Below are 21,193 nucleotides of genomic sequence, written 5' to 3' on the forward strand. Positions count from 1 at the left end.
GGTCTGAAGGAAGTCAAAACTGCATCAGGTAATCCGGTGCTGCGCTGGATAGATCCTGCTTTCAAAAAAGCCAATTATTCTTATATCAAATACGAACCGATTAAATTCTATCCGGAACCTCAGCCAACGGAACAAATCGACAAAGCTACCTTGCAGGGGGTGCTGGATTACGCCAACAGCCGCATGAAACCGGCACTGGCAGAGCGCATGCCACTGACAGATCACGCAGGGCCGCGCACACTGATTTTCAAAGGTGCCATCACCGGTGTGAACACCTCGGCAGAGGGTTTGCAGTTCTATGAAGTCATCCCGGTCGCGCTGGTCATTGCGGGCACGGAAACCGCCACAGGCCATCGTACGCGTGATACTGAAGTTTACTTTGAAGGTGAGCTGATCGATGCCAGCACCGGCAAACCGGTGATTAAAGTCGTGCGTAAAGGCTTCGGTAAGCAGGTTGCCAACGATACTCAGAAAGTCACTGCTAACGATTTAAAAGTTGTAGTAGACAGCCTGGCGAACGATACCAAGCTGTTCAAAGAATAACTCCCGAAACAGCATAACAATGAGGGCAGCCAGAGGGCTGCCTTTTTTGTTTACCGGGAATGATAAACCTTCAGACTGAATCAGCGATAAATTCCCGTAACCACTGATGTGCCGGGTCACGGTGCGCACGTTCATGCCACACCATAAACATGTCAAAACCCGGTACATCAAGCGGGGCTTCGGTTATCTGCAAAGCAGGATTTCCCCGCACTAAACGTTCGGGCAACATCGCCACCAGATCCGTGGTCATCAGCACCTGAAGCACAAACAGGAAATGCGGTACTGACAAGACCACACGCCGCGTTAAACCCGCCGCCGCCAGCGCGGTGTCGGTATACCCATAAAATCCGCCGCCGTCGGGTGAAACCATCACATGCTCCAGCCCGCAGAACTCTGTCAGCGTCACCGGCCCGTTGACGGACGGATGCCCTTTCCGGCTGACCAGCACATAGCGCTCGGCAAACAGGAATCTGCTGTGCAGCCCGTTTATTACCGCATCAGAGGTATGAAACGCCAGGTCCAGTTCACCCTGCTCCATTTTGTGGATAATCCGCGCAGGTGATGTTTCAAAAATAGACAGCCGCGCGGAAGGTGCGGCCATACGCAATGCCCGTAAGGCCGGTAAAACGATAGTGGATTCGCCGTAATCCGCGGCACCCAGAGTCCAGGTAGGGTTCGCCTTTGACGGGTCAAAAACCTCTCCGGCAATGATCGCATTTTCCAGCGCGGCAAGGGCCTGCCGCAGCGGTTCCCGCAATTCGTCCGCACGCGCCGTCGGACGCATTCCTCGCGGCCCCGGCAGCAGCAACGGATCATCAAAAAATTGACGCAACTTAGCGAGCTGAACGCTGACCGAAGGTTGTGAAAGGTTACGGCGCTGCGCAGTTCGCGTGACATTTTGTTCAGCCAGCAAAACATCCAGCGTCAGCAACAAATTGAGATCCAGACGACCGAAATTACTCATCGCTATACCTGCTATATGATCAATTCATTTCAACTATACCTGACGACAACCTACTCTGCCTTTATCCCATTAACGGAGGTTTCGTCATGAATGTATTGATCGTCTATGCTCACCCTGAATCACACTCGCTGAACGGCTCGCTGAAAGATTTTGCGGTCAGCCATTTGCAGGCCAGCGGACACAATGTGCAGATTTCGGATTTGTATGCCATGCAATGGAAAGCCGTGCTGGATGCAGGAGATAACACCGAACCGTCGCCGGGGCCTTTTCACCCTTCGCAGGATTCTCAGCGCGCTTACAAAAATGGCACGCAAAGCGATGACATCGCCGCCGAGCAGGAAAAATTACAGTGGGCGGATACCGTGATTTTCCAGTTCCCGCTGTGGTGGTTTTCAATGCCTGCCATTATGAAAGGCTGGGTTGAACGTGTTTATGCTTATGGATTTGCCTATGGTGTCGGTGAGCATTCCGACACGCACTGGGGCGACCGTTACGGGGAGGGCAACATGGCCGGTAAACGCGCCATGCTGATGGTCACCACCGGCGGCTGGGAACCGCATTACAGTGCGCGTGGGATTAACGGCCCGATCGACGACCTGTTGTTCCCGATCCACCATGGCATCCTGCATTATCCGGGCTTCACCGTGTTGCCGCCACTGGTGTTCTACCGCACCGGACGCATGGATGAGACCCGCTACGCGCAAATTTGCGGGGAGATGGCTCACCGGCTGGATACAGTTGAAAGCACCACGCCAATTTCATTTCGCCAGCAGAATGGCGGCGATTACGCTATTCCGTCACTGATATTGAAACCGGACATTGCGCCGGGGAAAAGCGGGTTTGCAGCCCATCTGAAATAATCCCCTGAGAGCATGCCAGGCATAAAAAAACGCCAGTGGATCTTGCGATCGCACTGGCGTTTTTACGGGCGTTCAGCCTTTATTTTTGCTAAATCATTCCCACTCAATCGTTGCCGGTGGCTTGCCCGAGATGTCATAAACAACGCGGGAGATGCCGTCGACTTCGTTGATGATGCGGTTGGAGCAGCGGCCGAGGAAATCATACGGCAGGTGCGCCCAGTGCGCGGTCATGAAGTCGATGGTTTCGACTGCGCGCAGAGAGACAACCCAGTCGTATTTACGGCCATCGCCCATCACGCCGACAGAGCGGACCGGCAGAAAGACCGTGAAAGCCTGGCTGACTTTGTTATACAGGTCGGCTTTATGCAGCTCTTCGATAAAGATAGCATCGGCGCGGCGCAGCAGGTCGCAGTACTCTTTCTTCACTTCGCCCAGTACGCGAACGCCCAGCCCCGGCCCCGGGAACGGGTGACGGTAAAGCATGTCGTATGGCAGGCCGAGTTCCAGACCAATTTTACGCACTTCGTCTTTGAACAGCTCTTTCAGCGGCTCAACCAGACCCAGTTTCATCTCTTTCGGCAGACCGCCCACGTTGTGGTGCGATTTGATCACATGCGCTTTGCCGGTGGCAGAGGCCGCAGACTCAATCACGTCAGGGTAAATGGTGCCCTGCGCCAGCCATTTCACTTCATCCTGCTTGCAGGCTTCTTCGTCGAATACTTCAACAAAGACACGGCCGATGATTTTACGTTTGGCTTCCGGCTCATCCACCCCTGCCAGCGCAGACAGGAAACGTTCTTCCGCCGCGACGTGAACGATATTCAGACCGAAACGGTCACCGAACATTTCCAGCACCTGATCCGCTTCGTTCAGACGCAGCAGACCGTTGTCGACGAACACGCAGGTCAGACGGTCGCCGATGGCGCGGTGCAGCAGCATGGCGGTCACGGAGGAGTCAACACCGCCGGACAGACCGAGGATGACGTGATCGTCGCCGATCTGCACACGCAGACGCTCAACGGCGTCTTCAATGATTTTTGCCGGCGTCCACAGTGCTTCGCACTCGCAGATATCCATGATGAAACGTTCGAGCATACGCAGACCCTGACGGGTATGCGTCACTTCCGGGTGGAACTGCACACCGTAGAAGCGCTTTTCTTCGTTCGCCATAATGGCAAACGGGCACGTCTCGGTACTGGCAACGGTCACGAAATCAGACGGAATGGCCGTTACTTTATCGCCATGGCTCATCCAGACATCGAGCAGCGGTTTGTTGTTCTCGCTCAGGGCATCCTGAATGTCGCGGATCAGCGCGCTTTCAGTCTGAACTTCCACCTGCGCATAACCAAATTCGCGCTCGTTAGAACCTTCAACATGGCCGCCTAACTGCATCGCCATGGTTTGCATGCCGTAGCAAACGCCCAGAACCGGTACACCGGCTTCAAAGACGTAGTCTGGTGCACGCGGGCTGTTATGCTCGGTTGTACTTTCCGGGCCGCCGGACAGGATGATCCCGTTCGGGTTGAATTCGCGGATTTGGGCTTCGGTTACGTCCCAGGCCCAGAGTTCGCAATAGACACCCAGTTCACGCACGCGGCGCGCAACAAGCTGGGTGTACTGGGAGCCGAAATCGAGGATCAGGATACGGTGCTTGTGAATATTTTCGCTCATGAGGGGGCGTTTTCCAGAAAGCAATAAAAGCGTTAAAACGGAATATTAATCAGCCCGGAAAATACGGGCTGGATATAAATTTGTAGTGACTCGATCCAGGCGCCCGTGAGGCAAAGCGGAGGCTGGCGAAAAAGCGCAGTTTACATAACGTAAATGAGCATTTTAAGCCAGCTTCCCACGCCGGATCGCCGACGCGCAGCAGCGACTGTGGGATTAAGAACCCATGCGGTAGTTCGGTGACTCTTTAGTAATGGTCACGTCATGCACGTGGCTTTCCTGGATCCCTGCACCGCTGATGCGGACAAACTCAGCCTTGGTGCGCAGGTCGTCGATGGTAGCACAACCGGTCAGCCCCATACAGGAGCGCAGGCCGCCCATTTGCTGGTGGATGATTTCTTTCAGACGGCCTTTATACGCTACGCGACCTTCGATACCTTCAGGTACCAGTTTGTCTGCGGCGTTATCCGTCTGGAAGTAACGGTCAGAAGAGCCTTTGGACATGGCGCCCAGAGACCCCATGCCGCGATAGGATTTGTACGAACGGCCCTGATACAGCTCGATTTCGCCCGGAGATTCTTCCGTACCTGCCAGCATCCCACCCACCATCACGCAGCTTGCGCCTGCCGCGATGGCTTTCGCGATATCGCCGGAGAAGCGGATACCGCCGTCAGCGATGACCGGAATACCGGTGCCTTCCAGCGCTTCAACCGCGTCAGAAACAGCGGTAATTTGCGGAACGCCCACGCCGGTCACAATACGGGTGGTACAAATGGAGCCAGGGCCGATACCGACTTTCACCGCGCTCACGCCCGCTTTAGCCAGTGCCAGCGCACCTGCGCCCGTCGCGACGTTACCGCCGATGATTTGCAGATCCGGATATTTTGCGCGGGTGGCGCGGATACGTTCCAGCACGCCTTCGGAATGGCCGTGAGAAGAGTCAATCAGCAATACGTCAACACCGGCAGCCACCAGCGCATCGATGCGCTCTTCGTTGCCCGCACCCGCGCCAACCGCAGCACCGACGCGCAGGCTGCCCTGCTCATCTTTACAGGCGTTAGGTTTACGTTCGGCTTTCTGGAAGTCTTTGACGGTGATCATACCGAGCAGATGGAATTGCGCGTCAACCACCAGCGCTTTCTCTACGCGTTTTTCGTGCATTTTCTGCAGCACGACTTCGCGGGCTTCGCCTTCTTTGACCGTCACCAGACGTTCTTTCGGCGTCATGACGGCGGTCACAGGCTGTTCCAGATCGGTCACGAAGCGCACGTCACGACCGGTAATAATACCGACCAGTTCGTTTTCTTCCGTCACGACCGGATAACCGGCAAAACCGTTAATTTCAGTGAGTTCTTTAACCTGACGCAAAGTGGTCGATGGCGTGACAGTTTTAGGGTCAGCAACAACGCCGCTTTCATGCTTCTTCACGCGACGGACTTCTTCCGCCTGACGCTCAATAGACATGTTCTTGTGAATGAATCCAAGGCCGCCTTCCTGTGCAAGAGCAATCGCCAGATTCGCTTCAGTCACGGTATCCATCGCTGCGGACAGCATAGGGATATTCAGACGGATTTTAGCGGTCAGTTGAGTACCGAGGTCGGCAGTGTTAGGCAGAACTGTGGAGTGGGCTGGAACAAGGAGAACGTCGTCGAACGTTAGTGCTTCTTTTGCGATACGTAGCATGGGCAATATCTCACCAAGGTGGATGCGGAAAAGATAAAATATTGCAGCGGGAGTATACAGGTGAGTAGGCATTTCGACCAGAACTATTTCAAAAACTTCTTGATTACCTTTTGCGGGCATGTAGTATCGTTCGATTAAGTCTCTGTATTTGAATTTGATCTGGATCACATGCCACTACCTTCTTCGCCTCCTATTTTTACCGTAAGCCGCCTCAATCAGACGGTCCGACAGTTGCTGGAAAACGAAATGGGTCAGGTCTGGCTCTCCGGTGAAATCTCAAACTTCTCACAGCCTTCCTCTGGCCACTGGTATTTTACGCTCAAAGATGACCGCGCTCAGGTCAAATGTGCCATGTTCCGTAATACCAACCGCCGCACCACATTCCGTCCGCAAAATGGTCAGCAGGTTTTGGTTCGTGCGACCATCACGTTGTACGAACCGCGCGGCGATTATCAGCTGATTGCCGAAAGTATGCAGGAAGCAGGCGACGGTTTATTGCAGCAAAAATTCGATCTGCTGAAACAGCAACTGGCCACCGAAGGTTTGTTTGATGCGCAGTATAAACAACCGCTGCCCTCCCCGGCCAAATGCGTCGGTGTGATCACCTCCGCCAGCGGTGCCGCATTGCACGACGTCTTAAATGTCTTAAAGCGTCGCGACCCGTCGTTACCCGTCATTATTTATCCGACCGCCGTTCAGGGCGCCGATGCCCCGGCGCAAATCGTCCGCGCCATTCAACTGGCTAACGCCCGCGAGGAAGTGGATGTGCTGATTGTCGGACGCGGTGGCGGTTCGCTGGAAGATTTATGGAGCTTTAACGATGAGCGCGTGGCACGGGCGATTTTCGCCAGCCGCATTCCCATCGTCAGCGCCGTTGGCCATGAAACCGACGTCACCATTGCCGATTTTGTTGCGGATTTACGCGCGCCGACACCGTCTGCCGCCGCCGAACTGATCAGCCGGAACCAGCTGGAATTGCTGCGCCAGATCCAGTCGCAGCAGCAGCGTCTCGAAATGGCGATGGATTATTATCTCGCCCAACTGACGCAGCGCTTCACGCGCCTGAATCACCGTCTGCAACAGCAGCACCCGCATTTACGTCTGGCCCGCCAGCAGACGGCGCTGTTCAGGCTGCGCCGTCGTCTCGATGAAGCCATGCAAAACCAGTTGCGTCAGATGCTGCGTCGCACCGACCGTTTACAGCAGCGCCTGACGCAACAGCAACCTCAGCCGCGCATTCACCGTGCCCAGCAACGGGTTCAGCAACTTCAGTACCGGCTGCAACAGGCGATGTCTTCACAACTGGCGGAAAGCCGTCAGCGTTTCGGCACTGCCTGTACGCAACTGGAAGGCGTCAGCCCGCTGGCGACCCTGGCACGTGGCTACAGTGTGACCACCACACCACAGGGCGCATTGCTGAAGAAAACCACACAAACAGCACCGGGCGATACGCTGAAAACCCGTCTGGCCGATGGCTGGATTGAAAGTGAAGTGAAATCGGTTGTGGTGGAAAAGAAAGCGCGGAAACGTGCGGTTTAGCCCGGAGTTGAGTTTAAAACCTTCTCCCGGCCTCCCCCGTCGCAGGGGGAGACGCTAAAAACCCATCTGCCGCCTCCCTTTTGCAGGGAGGAGATTGAAAAGCTTACAGATTATAGCTATTTGTCTTCACACCATTGACCCACACTTCACGCGCTTCGCCTTGCGGCAGCACGATATCCAGGGTTTTCCACGCCGGTTTGAAATCACCGCGCTGCGTCAGCGTGATGTCGATTCGCTGATTGTCACTGACGATATCCCAGTTCAGCCACAGCGCATGATTCTGCTCCCAGCGATGGCTTTCGCCGTCATCTTCAAACAGCATGCCTGACGAGGTCGCCTGACCCGGTGCCGGATACACATGTAATTCACGCAGCGTATCTCTGCTGGCATCCACATGTGCCAGACGGCGGGATTGTGGCAATGCAGCACCGGCGCGCACCAGCAGCGGCAAACGATCCAGCGGCGCATCCAGCGTGATTGTCTGCCCGCCCGCAAACCATTCGCCAGTATAAAAATCGCACCAGCCATTGCCGTTATCCGGCAGATAAACCTGGCGTTCACGCTGTCCTTCATCAACCACACTGGCGACCAGCAAATCGCGTCCCATCAGGAAATCATCGGTTTCTGCGAAGGTATTTTTATCATGCTCATGATCGAGGAATGTCGGGCGCAGCATCGGCTCGTCATCCGCGTGAGCCTGCCACAGCAATGTGTAGAAATACGGCAGCAGACGATAGCGCAGACGGATGGCATCGCGGATAAGCGGCGTCACCTGCGGATACATCCACGGCTCATTTACGGTGTGATCATCATTCCAGGAATGAATGGTGAAACGCGGATGCATGACGCCGTTTTGCACCCAGCGAACAAACAGTTCCGCATCCGGCTTATCACCCGAAAATCCGCCCACATCGTGCCCGACGTTATACAAACCGGACAAACTCATGCCAATCCCCATACGGGTGTTGTAACGCAGCGTTTGCCAGCTGGTGCGGTTATCGCCACTCCACGTCTGCACATAGCGCTGCATGCCGGAACATCCGGAACGGGAAATCAGGTAAGGGCGGGTTTCCGGCGCAAATTTCTGCTGTGCTTCAAAAGACGCACGCATCATGAGCAGCGGCATCACCGGACGAATGTGTTTAATAGCAATAGCCTTGCCGAAACCGTAGCAACGGGCATCACTGTCCCAGACTTCATATTCGTTATTATCGTTCCAGGTCGAACCGATGCCCTTTTCAAGTAACTGCTGCGTCACACCTTTCTGCCACCAGCGCACGGCACCAGGATGAGTGAAGTCGAGATGCGACCCTTCGTCATCCCAGAAGACAGAACGCTCCGGCTGATCGTTTTCGCTGTCGCGGATAAACAACCCCTGCCCGGCAACCTGTTCGTATTGCGGGTGATCCTGCAACAGACAAGGTTTAATATTGGCCGCCAGACGAATACCGGCGTCGAGAAACGCTTTCGACATCACTTCCGGCTGCGGTACTTTGTCGTAATTCCAGTTGAAAACGTAACGCTTATTGCCAATCGAGGTGTAACCCGATGAAAGCTGGAAGGAGTCACAGGGGATCTCGTGCTGCTGGCACAACGTGATGAACTTCATCAGCTGTTGCTGGGCATCCGGCGCATCGGTGTAATACATGGTCGAGCCGCTGTAACCGAGACTCCATTTCGGGCCAAAGGTGGTTTTACCGGTCAGGCGCACCAGTTTTTTGGTCACGTCGAGAGATGTCGGGCCGACAAACAGGTAGTAATCCAGATCGCCCGCTTCCGCACTGAAACGGCGATAAGGCAGATGGTAATTATCCAGTTCATTGCCGAGATCAAGCCAGACATTGCTGAGATTGTCGTAAAAAACGCCAAAGCTGACATTATTGCGCCGCGTCAGGGTAAACGGAATATGCTTGTACAGCGGATCGGTGCTGGCGGCGTTGTAGCCCATGGCATCAAGATTGCGCATTTCAAAACGACGGCCGCTGCGGTTGAGGTCACCGGCTTTTTCGCCAAGCCCGTACACGCCATCCTGCGCCTCGCGCAGTTGATAGTGTGCCGACGCGTCGTTTTTCACCCCAAGCATATAGGCGCCGGTTTTACGATCTTTCACCAGCGGCAGCCAGACACCGGCCTCATTTTTATACTCCCACTCCAGCCATAGCGGCTGATGCACCGTGACGCGCAGCGCCTCAGTGGTCAATATCAGGCGTTCTTCGTCCTGTACGAGCTGATAACCCGGCAACGAAAAACCATCGTTGCTCAGGCGGTTGCGCCCTTCCCACGGCACATCATTTTGTGGTGCGATGCTCCAGGTACGATCCAGCGCCAACGCGCCGTTACGCCGGATGAATATGCGAATCAGCCCCTGTTCCAGCACCCGCAGAGAAAACAGATGCTGGCCATCAACTCGCAGATCCACACCTGCATCGTCCTGCCCGGCCAGCTCCCAGTGTTTTAACGTCTTCATACTCCCTCCCTTTTTGCCGGATTGCGGCGTTCAGCGATCAGGGCAATCAGGAAAACTGCGCCGATCAAATCAAAGAAACCCATCGCGATAAACAGCGGATTGAAACCCATTTTGTCGGCAACCGCGCCGATCAGCAGTGAAAACAGAAAGCTGGCGATCCACGCCGAAGAACCGCGCATACCGTTGACGGTTGCCACCTGGCTTTTATCGAATGTTTCTACCACCACTGCGCTCAACATGCAGGAAATAACCTGATGGCCGAAGCCGCCGATGGAGATCAGCGCAATGGCGGCGTACGGGCTTTGTGTGACCGCCACCAGCGCCAGGGACAGCATCATAAATGCACCGGTGACGGAGCTGGCGACGATGGAATTAATGCGGGTGCAGCCAAAGACTTTGCGGTACAGCGTAGTGAGATATCCGCTGGCAATACTGCCGAGGTCGGCGGCGAGAAACGGCAGCCACGCGAACATCACGATATGTTTTAAATCCATCCCGCGTTCATTAGCCAGATACAGAGGTACCCAGAAACTGAACACCGCCCAAGCCGGTTCCGCCAGAAATGCCGGGATAGCAATACCGTAGAATTTCTTGTTTTTGCAGACTATTTTCAGTGATTTAATAAACGGCAGACGCGTTTGCTGTGGTTCGTTATCGGAGCGGATCAGCGCCAGTTCATCTTTACTGAGGTTCGGATGCGTTTCGGGTGAATGGTAGAACTTCCACCACAACAACACCCATAACATCGACAGGATGCCGCAGAACAGGAATGCACCACGCCAGCCGAACGAGATATGTGCCACCAGAATAATCGGCGGTGCCAGCATGGCACCAATCGAGAAGCCGACGCCGGCCCAACCGGCGGCGACCGGACGCTCTTTACGCGGGAACCAGTCGGAAATGGCTTTGGCATTAGCAGGCGTCGCCGCAGCTTCCGCACTCCCCATAAAGAAGCGCAGAACCGCCAGCTGGATCCAACTGCCCGCACCGGCGTGCAGCATACACACCACCGCCCAGACTGAGGCGCAAATCAGGAAGCCCAGCTTCAGGCCAATCACATCAATCAGCCAGCCGCACAATGGCTGAAAAAGGGTGTACGCCGCCTGAAATGCCGCGACGATGTAAGAATATTGTTCGGTGGTCATGTTCAGGCTGGTTTTCAGTTCAGCCGCCAGTAATCCCAGAGAATTTCGGGTGACGTAGTTCACTGTCACGCCGAGCAGGAACAGCGCCAGCATCCACCAGCGTAAAGCTTTTATTTTTCGGCGTCCTGCAACCGCCGCTGTCCCGGTGTTTATTTGAATTGTCATATCGGTTCTCCCACCCGTCGGCCTGGCCGCAGATGATGTGTTATGTGAGGTACATCTGCAGAGTAGGCAGCCGGTTCTGTGAGGGAAACGTGATTTTTTGCAAAAGCTTTCACGCTATAACTGCATAAGGAATTCAGGGAGGATAAAAGCTCACGGGAATCACAGCTTCAGATATGAAAATTTTTGCATGGGCCATTTTGAAGGAGATCACAGTTTGAAAGGAAAGTTAAATATCCAGCAAATTGCCGACCAGACCGGATTGTCGATCAGTACCGTTTCACGGGTTTTAGCCGGAAAAAATAATACCAGCAGCAAGGCGCGCGACAGCGTACTGGAATGTGCCAGGGCGCAGGGCGTTTTCGACGGCCTTTCGACCGGCAGGCTGATGCTGAACAATATTTTAATTTTCGCCCCGGCCCGGGCCTTTGATGTGCGCAGCGATATTTTTTACTACAAGGTGATCCAGGGCATTCTGGCTGCTACCGCCCGTCACGAAGTACGTGTCCGCTACTGCGCGATAGAAGAAGAAAACGCCGACGCCGCGCTGTTCATTGCCAAAATGACCGATCCGCAGACCGAAGCCGTCTTGCTGGTCGGCATCGACGATCCGCATATTCATCAGCTTGCGGCCGACATGGGCAAACCATGTGTACTGATCAACTGCCATGACCGGCATATGCGCCATGACAGCGTCAGTCCTGATCATCTGACGATGGGCGATTTTGCCTGCGACTACCTTTTTTCTCAGGGCCACACTCATATCGTGACCGTGCAATGCCTGCGTCGTCATACCATGGAACTGCGGCTCACCGGTATTAAACAGGCATTCATGCGCCATCATCAGGTTTTCAGTGACCGCCACCATTTGCTCAATACGTCAGGTTTTGGGGCGCAGGAAAGCGAACAGGCGCTGCTGGAATTTCTGGATGCCTTGCCGCCCGGCCAGCCGCTGCCGACAGCCATCCTGGCCGGCGGGGATTTTATGGCATCCGGTGTGGTTGCTGCGCTGGCAAAGCGCGGTTTTTCCGTGCCGGGTGATATCAGCGTTATCAGTACTGACGGGTTCAATCTGGCAGAAATTCATGACGTGCCGTTGACCGCGGTGCATGTGCCGCGCGATGAACTCGGTGCCGAAGCGATCTCCTTATTACAAAGGCGCATGATGCGCCCCGATGCGCCTTATACCACGCAGCTGTTGCAGGGAAAACTGGTGGTGCGTGAATCTGTCAGAAAAGCCAGCGGACGCGCCGTGACCTGTCATCCGCATACGTTGTATGACCCGCAGCCGGACAGATAAATCTCATCTTTAACGGACCTGGCGCTCAGCAGTCCTATACTGACGGTGACGGCTATTCATTAACCAGCTTTCAGTATCAGGCAGTCAGAACACCTTGTTTTCACCTTCGGGTGACTCTTGATAAGGAGATTCACGATGAATCACAGTTCAGCAAAGCGTTACCACAGCGTTATCCCGCCTTACATACTTAACCGTATTATCGAACACGGTTCAGAACCCCAGCGCAGATGTGCCAAACAAACCCTGGTACATGTGAATACGTTAATGGCACAGCCTTACGCCAAACCGCAGAAGATCGTGACAGCCAAAGCGGGTCAGGTAGAACGCGATATTTATGACGCCAAAAATACCACCCGGCTGCCGGGCGAATCCGTGCGCAAGGAAGGCCAGGCCAGTAACGGCGATGTGGCGGTGGATGAAGCCTATGATTATCTGGGCGTGACGTATGATTTCTTCTGGCAGGCGTATCAGCGTAATTCCCTCGACAATAAAGGTCTGGCACTGCTCGGCACCGTGCATTATGACAAAGGCTATCAAAACGCTTTCTGGAACGGACAGCAGATGGTATTTGGTGACGGTGATGGCGAAATCTTTAACCGCTTTACGATTGCTATCGACGTTGTCGGGCATGAGCTTTCCCATGGTGTTACCGAAACGGAAGCCGGTCTGGAATATAACGGCCAGTCCGGCGCGCTGAATGAATCACTCTCGGATGTGTTTGGCTCGCTGGTGAAACAATTCCACCTGAAACAAACCGCTGATAAAGCCGACTGGATTATTGGTGAAGGATTGCTGGCAAAAGGCATTCAGGGGACCGGCCTGCGCTCAATGTCTCATCCCGGCACTGCTTACGATGATCCGCTGCTGGGTAAAGATCCGCAACCGGCGGACATGAGCGGTTATGTGAATACCCGCGACGATAATGGCGGTGTGCATATTAACTCAGGCATACCTAACCGGGCATTTTATCTGGCGGCGACTAAACTGGGCGGGAATGCATGGGAACGTGCAGGTTACGTCTGGTATGACACGGTCTGTGATAAATCCCTGCCCAAAAATGCAGACTTTGCCACCTTCGCCCAACTGACTATTCAGCATGCGGAAAAACGATTTGACGCCTCCGTTGCACAAGCGGTTCGTGAAGCCTGGGAGCAGGTCGGAGTGATGTAAATGAAACCTTTAGATTCGCTGGAAAGTAATGCGGTGATTGAAATTTACCGCGAAGGCGGTATTGCGTTTATCCCCAAACTCAGCGGGCCGCGACGGGTTGAACTTTCAGGCATGAGCGATGATAAGCGGCGGGAAATCTGCCAGCTCATCAATCAGGCACTGCCCCATGCTCAGGAAAAAGAAAACGCCGGTCATGGAGACCAGCGTTATTTCCGGCTGGAGATTTATTATGCATCGGCAGAGCATTCAGCCAGTCTGGTTGTCATTATTCCTGAAACCGAAGCGCCCGAGGAACTGGTGAACCTATGGAAAGAGGCTCACCCTGACGATCACTCTTCCGAATAAGGCGAATACGTAAACTGTATCCGTTTTTTAGAAATCATCCCGTGCCCGTTTTGGCAGAAGTAATCTACCGCTCCGCAGGCTTTAAGCGCCTGCAACGGCTGCTGGCAATCTGGGCATAATGCGATTTGCGTAAAGTCGCCATGGTCAGCGTCACAATGAAAGTGACCGCTTACCCAGCTCATCGGCTGGCCGCAAACCGGACAAAGTGCATCCATCGTCTTTCCCTTCTAAATAACACCCAGCGTCCGCAGTAAATACAGACCCAGTGCGGTAGTGAAAAATGATCCGAGCGTGGTGACAGCAATAATATTAGCTGCCAGTGTCGCATTGCCGCCCATCGCGCGGGTCATCACGTAGCTGCCCGCTGCGGTCGGTGTACAGGAAAAAAGAAATATAACGCCGAGCGCCGCGCCGCGAAAGCCAAACAACCCTGCCCCGAGGGTCATCAGCGCGGGCACAAATATGACACGTGACGCAGAAGACCAGGCTGCCACGTTAGAACTGCGGAACATCGCCTGCCAGTCAAGGCTGGCACCGGCGCATAACATGGCCAGCGGCAGCGCCATACCTGAAATAAAGTCACCGGTGCTGGCAATGGTCGCCGGCATAGGTAAATGGCTGTGCTTAAACGCCAGCCCGAGGACCAGACCAATAATCAGCGGATTGGTGATAATGCCGCGCAAGATAGGCTTCATCCCGATGCTTTTCCCCTGCCCGCCTTTCAGGCTGCGGGTTAATGTAATCACCGACAGGACGTTGAACAAAATAACCGTCACAGCCAGATACATCGAGCCCAGCGCAATCCCTTCACTGCCAAAGGCCAGTGATGCATAAGCCAGCCCCGCGATACCGGTATTTGCCCGGAAGCCTCCCTGCACAAAAATGCCGCGCTCACGCGGGTCTTTCACCAGTTTTATCGCCACCAGTTCCAGCAACAGATAAGAAACTACGGTACCGATTCCCCCGTAAAGGGCGAGCGGCAAGTTTGAGCCTGAGGAATCATGCCCTTGTGCTACGCTGAAAAACAGCAGGCAGGGTAAGGCGATATTAAACACCAGCCGGCTGGCTTTCTCGTTGAAACTGTCGTCCATCAGGCCGGTGCGGCGCAGCACCATGCCCAGCAACAAGATCAGTAGGTTTGGGACCGTAACACCAAATGCAAAACTCCAGGTCTGCCAGAACATCCAGCCAGCTCCTTGCAGGGAAACGAAGACGAAAAAAAAGGGGCACATTCTATGCGCCCCGCCTGCAGATTATTTACTTTTTTTCAGGTGTGACATCAGGCGTTTACGTTTGCGCAGCTGATTTGGTGTCAGCGTATTACGCTTGCCTTCAAACGGGTTCTCACCCTCTTTGAACTGAATACGGATTGGCGTACCCATCACTTTCAGTGAACGACGGAAATAGTTCATCAGATAGCGTTTATAGGAATCGGCCAGGTCTTTCACCTGATTACCGTGGATCACCACGATTGGCGGGTTATACCCCCCGGCATGGGCATATTTCAGCTTCACGCGGCGACCATTCACCAGCGGTGGCTGATGATCGTCAGCCGCCATTTGCATGATACGGGTCAGTAAGGAAGTGCTCACACGCGTGGTCGCGCAGGTGTACGCCTCATTCACAGACTCGAAAAGGTTACCGACGCCGCTGCCGTGCAGGGCAGAGATAAAGTGAATGCGGGCGAAATCAACGAAGCCAAGGCGCAGATCCAGCTGATCTTTAACCTGAGCACGCGCTTCTTCGCTCATGCCATCCCACTTGTTGACCACAATAACCAGTGAGCGCCCGCTATTGAGGATAAAGCCTAACAGCGAGAGATCCTGATCAGAAATGCCTTCGCGGGCATCAATAACCAACATCACCACATTGGCATCTTCAATCGCCTGCAGGGTTTTGATTACTGAAAATTTCTCTACAGTTTCAGTGACTTTTCCGCGCTTACGTACACCGGCAGTGTCGATCAGAACATATTCACGGTCGTCGCGGTTCATCGGGATGTAAATACTGTCGCGGGTGGTGCCTGGCATGTCATAAACCACCACGCGTTCTTCACCCAAAATACGGTTAGTCAGTGTGGATTTACCTACGTTGGGACGCCCGACAATCGCCAGTTTGATGGGCAGAGACTGCGGGTCGAAATCATCTTCTTCGTCCTCAGGGATTTCATCACCGGTGGCTTCCTGTTCGGCCCAGTACGCCGCGTTGGCCTCTTCTTCGGTCAGTTCCACTTCTTCCGGCTTTTCACCCACGAACGGGATCAGCACATGTTCAATCAGCTGGGTGACGCCACGGCCATGTGAAGCCGCGATAGCATACACCTCGCCTAAACCGAGTGAATAAAAATCACCGGTTGCGCTGTCCGGATCCAGGCCGTCGGTTTTGTTCGCGACCAGGAAGGTCGCTTTTTCACGGCTGCGAAGATGTTGGGCAATGCCCTGATCGGCAGGCATCAGGCCTGCACGGGCATCGACCATAAACAGCACGATATCCGCTTCTTCGATAGCCAGCAGAGACTGCCCTGCCATGCGGGTTTCAACGCCGTCTTCCGTACCGTCAATACCGCCGGTATCTACGATGATGAATTCATTACCCTCAATTTCGGCACGACCATACTTGCGGTCACGCGTAAGCCCCGGGAAATCCGCAACCAGCGCATCACGCGTCTTGGTTAAACGGTTAAATAAAGTGGATTTACCCACATTCGGGCGCCCAACAAGCGCAACGACAGGTATCATTTTGAAGCCTCAATGTTTTTATGATGCATAGTATATATGGTGCTAAACGCAAATAGCTGGCCTGCGAAATCTCAATGCAAACCACTATAATTCAAACTGTTACGGCCTGATTCATCAGCCGTGATTACGCATATTTTATAATACGAAACGGCCCCTGAGCCATTCAGGAGCCGTTTTAAAGCCCGGGATCATCCGATCTCAGAGCCCGATGCCGGTCGCGGTATTAGCGGGTGAAGGAGTAAACTTCGCCACCTTTCGCTTGTACAACCAGCTTGTCGCTTGCCACAATCGGCGCGCTCAGGAAGCCGTCACTGTCGACTTTCTGCTGAGCAACAAAGCGGCCATCAGTGGTGTTGATCCAGTGCAGATAGCCCTCGGAATCGCCGACCACAATATAACCATTATACAGCACAGGTGCCGTCAGGTTACGGTGCAGCAATTCACTTTGACGCCATACGCTGACACCACCCTGAGTATCAAGCGCCATCACGCGGTCATCCTGATCAACCATATAAATATGGCCTGCGTCGACGATGATGTCATTCACAGAACCGACATCACGCTTCCACATAATCTGACCAGAACGCAGATCCATCGCCACCAGATTGCCATTGTATGCCAGCGTATAAATCACGCCATCAACAATAACCGGCGTGGTGTCCACATCGCTCAGACGGTCGATTTCAGTCGTACCGGTGGTCTGAGAAATACGTTGTTGCCAGATCAGCTGACCTTCTTTCATCAGCACGGCACTGACGCGACCATTATCACCACCGACGATTGCCGCACCAAAGGCCACCGCAGGCGCTGATTCGCCACGCAGAGAAAGTGTTGGCATATCGAGGTTAGCGGTCCATTGAATGGTACCGTCGGATTCGTTCAGCCCCTGCAACATACCGTTGCCGGTGTGAACCAGAACCAGACCATCACTGACAACAGGACGGGACAATGCTTCACCCGCCACTTTGGTCTGCCAGGCGATTTTACCATCAGTTGTGTTCAATGCATAAACGATCGCTTTTTCACTGCCCACGTAAACGTGATCACCTGAAACTGTCAGGCCGCCTGAAAGCTGTGCTGAAATATTGCGGGAGAGGAAGCCGGTCTTTTCAGACAGATTCACGCTCCATTTTTCTTTACCACTGTCAGCGTCAAGTGCTTTAACCAGACCAAAACGATCAGCGGCAAAAATAGTGCTGTCCTGCCAGGCCGGACGCAGATTGGAATAGAATTCGCCAATGCCATCGCCTACGGATTTGCTCCACACTTGCGTCGGAGTAAATTGGTTCTCAACTTTTGGCAGCGGAGACATTTTGACCACGTCTTCTTCGCTGTTAAACAATGAACAGCCACTTAGCAGGGCAACAGAAACCCATCCTACCAAGAGTGTTTTACGCAATTGCATCGGGGTTCCCCTTAGCTGGCTAAGTTGTTCAATTTCATACGCAGCATGGTTTGCAGCGTTTGAGAGGGTTTAGAATCAATTCCTTTGCTGTAGGCTTCGCGCGCACCTTTTGCATCACCTTTGGCAAGCAGAACATCACCACGGATGCCTTGCTGCATAGCCGTCCAGCCTTCACCCTTCACGCCGTCTAACGTTTTGAGTGCATCATCAAATTTGCCTTGCTGCATCTGGACACGCGCCAGACGTAAGTTCACCAGCGAACGTAAATTATCTTCTTTGGCCTGACCTTGCGCCTGCGCTAATTGCTTTTCAGCATTGGCGAAATCACGGGTTTCGACAAAATGATCAGCCAGTTGCAGGGCGGCAAATACGCCGTAATTATTGTCATTGCTCTGCGCAAATTTTTCGAGATCAGCTACGCCTTTCGCGTTATTGCTGGTCAGCAACTGATTCGCTTGCTGGAAAGACGCAGAGGCTTCCGTCAGGGCTGAGTCCTGATGGCTCTGCCAGAAACGCCAGCCGCCAAGGGCTGCAATACCCAGAACAACGCCAATGGCCAGCGCTTTACCGTTTTCCGCAAAGAAGCGACGTACAGCATCAACCTGTTCATTCTCAGTGGTATAGACTTCCACAGTGTCCTTCTCCTTAACCCAACATCGAAGCCAGGCGCGCGACGATTTCGCTTTGCGCCAGCGTTTCTTGCGTTCCACTCTGCAGATCTTTAACGACGATCTGCTGGTTAGCGACTTCAGTTTCGCCTAATACCAGGGCCACACGCGCACCCCATTTATCAGCACGGGCAAACTGTTTCTTAAAGTTGCCGCCACCGTAGTTAGTCATGACTTTCAGCTCAGGCAGTGCATCACGCAGTGTTTCAGCCAGTTGCATCGCTGCGCTTTGCGTGCCGGTACCGGATGAGATCACGTAGGCATCAACGATCGCCGGCGCTTTGAAGTCCGGGTTTACGGCCTGAACCAGTAAAACCAGACGTTCCAGCCCCATGGCGAAACCGACACCCGGTGTTGCACGACCACCGAGTTGTTCAACCAGACCGTCGTACCGGCCACCGGCACATACCGTACCTTGAGAGCCTAAGCTGTTGGTTACCCACTCGAACACGGTGCGGTTGTAATAATCCAGACCGCGCACAAGTCGCTGATTAATCGTATATGGGATACCAGACTGCTCTAAAAGTTCACACAGACCTGCAAAGTGTTCTCTTGATTCTTCATCAAGATAATCACCCAGTTCAGGCGCATCATTTAATAATGTCTGAATATCCGGATTTTTGGAGTCAAGTACACGCAGCGGATTGCTATACATACGACGTTTACAGTCTTCATCCAGCGTGTCTTTGTGCTGCTCAAGGAAAGCGACCAGCGCGTCACGATAGTTCGCGCGTGCCTCCAGCGAGCCGATAGAGTTCAGTTCCAGCGTAACGTGCTCAGAAATCCCCAGTGCGCGCCACCAGCGGGCGGTCAGCAGAATTAATTCGGCATCAATGTCAGGTCCTTGCAGGCCAAAGACCTCCACACCCAACTGATTGAACTGGCGATAGCGGCCTTTTTGCGGGCGTTCGTAACGGAACATTGGGCCGATGTACCACAGACGTTGTTCCTGATTGTACAGCAGACCATGTTCAATACCGGCGCGCACGCAGCCTGCCGTACCTTCCGGACGTAGCGTCAGGCTTTCGCCGTTGCGGTCGTCAAAGGTATACATTTCTTTTTCCACGACATCAGTGACTTCACCGATAGCGCGTTTAAACAATGGGGTCTGCTCTACAATCGGCATACGAATTTCGCTATAGCCGTAACTGCCGAGCACTTGTTTCAGCGATCCTTCAATACGTTGCCACAGTGCTGTGTCTTCTGGCAGGTAGTCGTTCATGCCGCGAATGGCCTGGATATTCTTTGCCACGTCAGTTCTCTATCGTTTTATAAAAAATGAACCCGATTATAGGGGCTTTGTGGCCTGTGGTTCAACGCACAACGCCATTGCCCCAGTCGGGTTCAATATAATGCAGATGTACGCTGACACCCGCAACCGATGTTACTTTTCAAGATGATTGATAACGATACGTTTACTCTCATCCATCAACGCCGCTTTGGCGCGAATTTTAGCTTCTAACTGGTCGATCATATCGTTGTTGTCAAAGCGTTCTCTCTGACGAACACCGTCTTCATAGAAACCGCTTTTGTTATGACCGCCGGTCACGCCCAGGGTGGAAACCAGCGCTTCGCCCGGACCGTTAACCACACAGCCGATGATCGAAACATCCATTGGCGTGATGATATCTTCCAGACGTTGTTCTAATGCATTCACAGTACCAATGACATCAAACTCCTGACGCGAACAGGTCGGGCAGGCAATAAAGTTGATACCACGGGAACGGATACGCAGGGATTTGAGAATATCGAACCCGACTTTGACCTCTTCAACCGGATCGGCCGCCAGCGAAATACGCAGCGTGTCACCGATACCTTCTGAGAGCAGCAAGCCCAGGCCAATGGCCGATTTAACAGAACCTGCACGCAGACCACCGGCTTCGGTAATTCCAAGATGCAGAGGCTGAACAATCTGTTTAGCCAGCAGGCGATAAGACTCAACAGCCAGAAAAACGTCAGAGGCTTTTACGCTGACTTTAAACTGGTCAAAATTAAGACGGTCAAGAATATCCACGTGGCGCATCGCCGATTCCAGCAACGCCTGCGGCGTCGGTTCGCCGTACTTCTCCTGGATATCTTTTTCCAGGGAACCGCCGTTCACACCGATGCGGATAGGGATATTTTTGTCGCGGGCGCAATCGACCACGGAACGGATGCGGGATTCGTTACCGATATTACCTGGGTTAATACGCAGGCAATCAACGCCGTATTCTGCAACCTGCAGGGCGATGCGGTAATCGAAATGAATATCAGCGACCAGCGGGACATTAACCTGCTGTTTGATAAGTTTGAATGCTTCTGCCGCATCCATAGTGGGCACAGAAACGCGAACAATATCGACACCGACGCGTTCCAGTGATTTGATTTGTGCGACCGTCGCCGCGACATCTGTGGTGCGGGTGTTGGTCATCGATTGCACTGCAATCGGTGCTCCGTCACCTACAGGCACCTTGCCGACATAAATCCGGGTTGATTTGCGACGGGTAATGGGTGCTTGATTATGCATTGCTTCACTCTCCATCGTTGCCATCGTCTG

General features: G+C 53.6%; 18 protein-coding genes. 6 read left to right on the plus strand and 12 right to left on the minus strand.

Translation table 11 applies throughout. The features are described 5' to 3' along the window. The coding region (locus J1785_RS22300) for a DUF3313 domain-containing protein (RefSeq protein WP_217220803.1) at window positions 1–543 on the plus strand (543 nt) is incomplete at its 5' end. Between the two features lie 70 nt (window positions 544–613). On the opposite strand, the gene J1785_RS22305 is transcribed toward J1785_RS22300, so the two are convergent. Further along, window positions 614–1,507, minus strand: a complete 894-nt coding sequence (locus J1785_RS22305; protein WP_129991685.1) for a LysR family transcriptional regulator — start codon at window positions 1,505–1,507, stop codon at window positions 614–616. Between the two features lie 86 nt (window positions 1,508–1,593). On the opposite strand from J1785_RS22305, the gene J1785_RS22310 reads away from it, so the two are divergent. Further along, window positions 1,594–2,367: an NAD(P)H-dependent oxidoreductase gene (locus J1785_RS22310; protein ID WP_217158071.1), complete on the plus strand. Its 774-nt coding sequence runs from the start codon at window positions 1,594–1,596 to the stop codon at window positions 2,365–2,367. 93 nt (window positions 2,368–2,460) lie between these two features. Here the strand turns inward: J1785_RS22310 and guaA are convergent, their stop codons facing one another. Both guaA and guaB read right to left on the minus strand, forming a co-directional pair. Then, window positions 2,461–4,038, minus strand: coding sequence for a glutamine-hydrolyzing GMP synthase (gene guaA / locus J1785_RS22315; protein WP_129952156.1), 1,578 nt, complete (start codon window positions 4,036–4,038; stop codon window positions 2,461–2,463). Between the two features lie 213 nt (window positions 4,039–4,251). Next, entirely contained in the window at window positions 4,252–5,718 is a 1,467-nt protein-coding gene (gene guaB, locus J1785_RS22320; RefSeq protein ID WP_015689478.1) for an IMP dehydrogenase, read from the minus strand. A 168-nt stretch (window positions 5,719–5,886) separates the two neighbouring features. Here guaB and xseA point away from each other — a divergent pair, with 168 nt between their 5' ends. After that, window positions 5,887–7,257, plus strand: coding sequence for an exodeoxyribonuclease VII large subunit (xseA, locus tag J1785_RS22325; RefSeq protein WP_129952154.1), 1,371 nt, complete (start codon window positions 5,887–5,889; stop codon window positions 7,255–7,257). Window positions 7,258–7,360: 103 nt separating this feature from the next. Here the strand turns inward: xseA and J1785_RS22330 are convergent, their stop codons facing one another. After that, window positions 7,361–9,724 carry a glycoside hydrolase family 31 protein gene (locus J1785_RS22330; protein ID WP_217220805.1) on the minus strand — a complete coding sequence of 788 codons (2,364 nt, stop codon included), beginning with the start codon at window positions 9,722–9,724 and terminating at the stop codon, window positions 7,361–7,363. After that, on the minus strand, window positions 9,721–11,034 hold the full coding sequence (locus J1785_RS22335) for an MFS transporter (RefSeq protein WP_129955136.1): 1,314 nt from the start codon (window positions 11,032–11,034) through the stop codon (window positions 9,721–9,723). Before J1785_RS22335 ends, J1785_RS22330 begins: the two co-directional genes overlap by 4 nt. 214 nt (window positions 11,035–11,248) lie before the next feature. Here J1785_RS22335 and J1785_RS22340 point away from each other — a divergent pair, with 214 nt between their 5' ends. The 3 genes from J1785_RS22340 (at window position 11,249) to J1785_RS22350 (ending at window position 13,846) form a co-directional block, all read left to right on the plus strand. After that, window positions 11,249–12,331, plus strand: a complete 1,083-nt coding sequence (locus J1785_RS22340; protein ID WP_217220806.1) for a LacI family DNA-binding transcriptional regulator — start codon at window positions 11,249–11,251, stop codon at window positions 12,329–12,331. Between the two features lie 135 nt (window positions 12,332–12,466). Then, the gene (locus tag J1785_RS22345) at window positions 12,467–13,501 is read left to right on the plus strand and encodes a M4 family metallopeptidase (protein WP_129955134.1); all 1,035 of its coding nucleotides are present in this window, start codon (window positions 12,467–12,469) and stop codon (window positions 13,499–13,501) included. Further along, window positions 13,502–13,846, plus strand: a complete 345-nt coding sequence (locus J1785_RS22350) for a protealysin inhibitor emfourin (RefSeq protein ID WP_217220807.1) — start codon at window positions 13,502–13,504, stop codon at window positions 13,844–13,846. It abuts the gene before it with no gap. On the opposite strand, the gene J1785_RS22355 is transcribed toward J1785_RS22350, so the two are convergent. The 7 genes from J1785_RS22355 to ispG all read right to left on the minus strand — a co-directional run bounded on the left by J1785_RS22355 (window position 13,831) and on the right by ispG (window position 21,163). Further along, window positions 13,831–14,061 carry a zinc ribbon domain-containing protein gene (locus tag J1785_RS22355; RefSeq protein ID WP_129955132.1) on the minus strand — a complete coding sequence of 77 codons (231 nt, stop codon included), beginning with the start codon at window positions 14,059–14,061 and terminating at the stop codon, window positions 13,831–13,833. The genes J1785_RS22350 and J1785_RS22355 overlap by 16 nt on opposite strands. Before the next feature lie 12 nt (window positions 14,062–14,073). Further along, on the minus strand, window positions 14,074–15,030 hold the full coding sequence (locus tag J1785_RS22360) for an AEC family transporter (protein ID WP_129955131.1): 957 nt from the start codon (window positions 15,028–15,030) through the stop codon (window positions 14,074–14,076). A gap of 69 nt (window positions 15,031–15,099) precedes the next feature. Further along, window positions 15,100–16,584 carry a ribosome biogenesis GTPase Der gene (gene der / locus J1785_RS22365; protein ID WP_129955130.1) on the minus strand — a complete coding sequence of 495 codons (1,485 nt, stop codon included), beginning with the start codon at window positions 16,582–16,584 and terminating at the stop codon, window positions 15,100–15,102. 223 nt (window positions 16,585–16,807) lie between these two features. Further along, the gene (gene bamB, locus J1785_RS22370; protein ID WP_129955129.1) at window positions 16,808–17,989 is read right to left on the minus strand and encodes an outer membrane protein assembly factor BamB; all 1,182 of its coding nucleotides are present in this window, start codon (window positions 17,987–17,989) and stop codon (window positions 16,808–16,810) included. Window positions 17,990–18,000: 11 nt separating this feature from the next. Beyond that, on the minus strand, window positions 18,001–18,621 hold the full coding sequence (locus J1785_RS22375; protein ID WP_129955128.1) for a YfgM family protein: 621 nt from the start codon (window positions 18,619–18,621) through the stop codon (window positions 18,001–18,003). A 13-nt stretch (window positions 18,622–18,634) separates the two neighbouring features. Further along, the gene (gene hisS / locus J1785_RS22380; RefSeq protein ID WP_129955127.1) at window positions 18,635–19,909 is read right to left on the minus strand and encodes a histidine--tRNA ligase; all 1,275 of its coding nucleotides are present in this window, start codon (window positions 19,907–19,909) and stop codon (window positions 18,635–18,637) included. A gap of 132 nt (window positions 19,910–20,041) precedes the next feature. Then, entirely contained in the window at window positions 20,042–21,163 is a 1,122-nt protein-coding gene (ispG, locus tag J1785_RS22385) for a flavodoxin-dependent (E)-4-hydroxy-3-methylbut-2-enyl-diphosphate synthase (RefSeq protein WP_129955126.1), read from the minus strand. Window positions 21,164–21,193: the final 30 nt, after the last annotated feature.

The organism is Rahnella perminowiae (genome assembly GCF_019049755.1).
Taxonomy (GTDB): Bacteria; Pseudomonadota; Gammaproteobacteria; order Enterobacterales; family Enterobacteriaceae; genus Rahnella; species Rahnella perminowiae.

Coding starts and splice junctions, on each gene's coding strand:
- J1785_RS22330 (WP_217220805.1), bottom strand. CDS start 9,724: ATGAAGACGTTAAAACACTGGGAGCTGGCCGGGCAGGACGATGCAGGT.
- J1785_RS22335 (WP_129955136.1), bottom strand. CDS start 11,034: ATGACAATTCAAATAAACACCGGGACAGCGGCGGTTGCAGGACGCCGA.
- guaB (WP_015689478.1), bottom strand. CDS start 5,718: ATGCTACGTATCGCAAAAGAAGCACTAACGTTCGACGACGTTCTCCTT.
- J1785_RS22355 (WP_129955132.1), bottom strand. CDS start 14,061: ATGGATGCACTTTGTCCGGTTTGCGGCCAGCCGATGAGCTGGGTAAGC.
- J1785_RS22345 (WP_129955134.1), top strand. CDS start 12,467: ATGAATCACAGTTCAGCAAAGCGTTACCACAGCGTTATCCCGCCTTAC.
- guaA (WP_129952156.1), bottom strand. CDS start 4,038: ATGAGCGAAAATATTCACAAGCACCGTATCCTGATCCTCGATTTCGGC.
- J1785_RS22305 (WP_129991685.1), bottom strand. CDS start 1,507: ATGAGTAATTTCGGTCGTCTGGATCTCAATTTGTTGCTGACGCTGGAT.
- ispG (WP_129955126.1), bottom strand. CDS start 21,163: ATGCATAATCAAGCACCCATTACCCGTCGCAAATCAACCCGGATTTAT.
- bamB (WP_129955129.1), bottom strand. CDS start 17,989: ATGCAATTGCGTAAAACACTCTTGGTAGGATGGGTTTCTGTTGCCCTG.
- xseA (WP_129952154.1), top strand. CDS start 5,887: ATGCCACTACCTTCTTCGCCTCCTATTTTTACCGTAAGCCGCCTCAAT.
- der (WP_129955130.1), bottom strand. CDS start 16,584: ATGATACCTGTCGTTGCGCTTGTTGGGCGCCCGAATGTGGGTAAATCC.
- J1785_RS22350 (WP_217220807.1), top strand. CDS start 13,502: ATGAAACCTTTAGATTCGCTGGAAAGTAATGCGGTGATTGAAATTTAC.
- J1785_RS22360 (WP_129955131.1), bottom strand. CDS start 15,030: ATGTTCTGGCAGACCTGGAGTTTTGCATTTGGTGTTACGGTCCCAAAC.
- J1785_RS22310 (WP_217158071.1), top strand. CDS start 1,594: ATGAATGTATTGATCGTCTATGCTCACCCTGAATCACACTCGCTGAAC.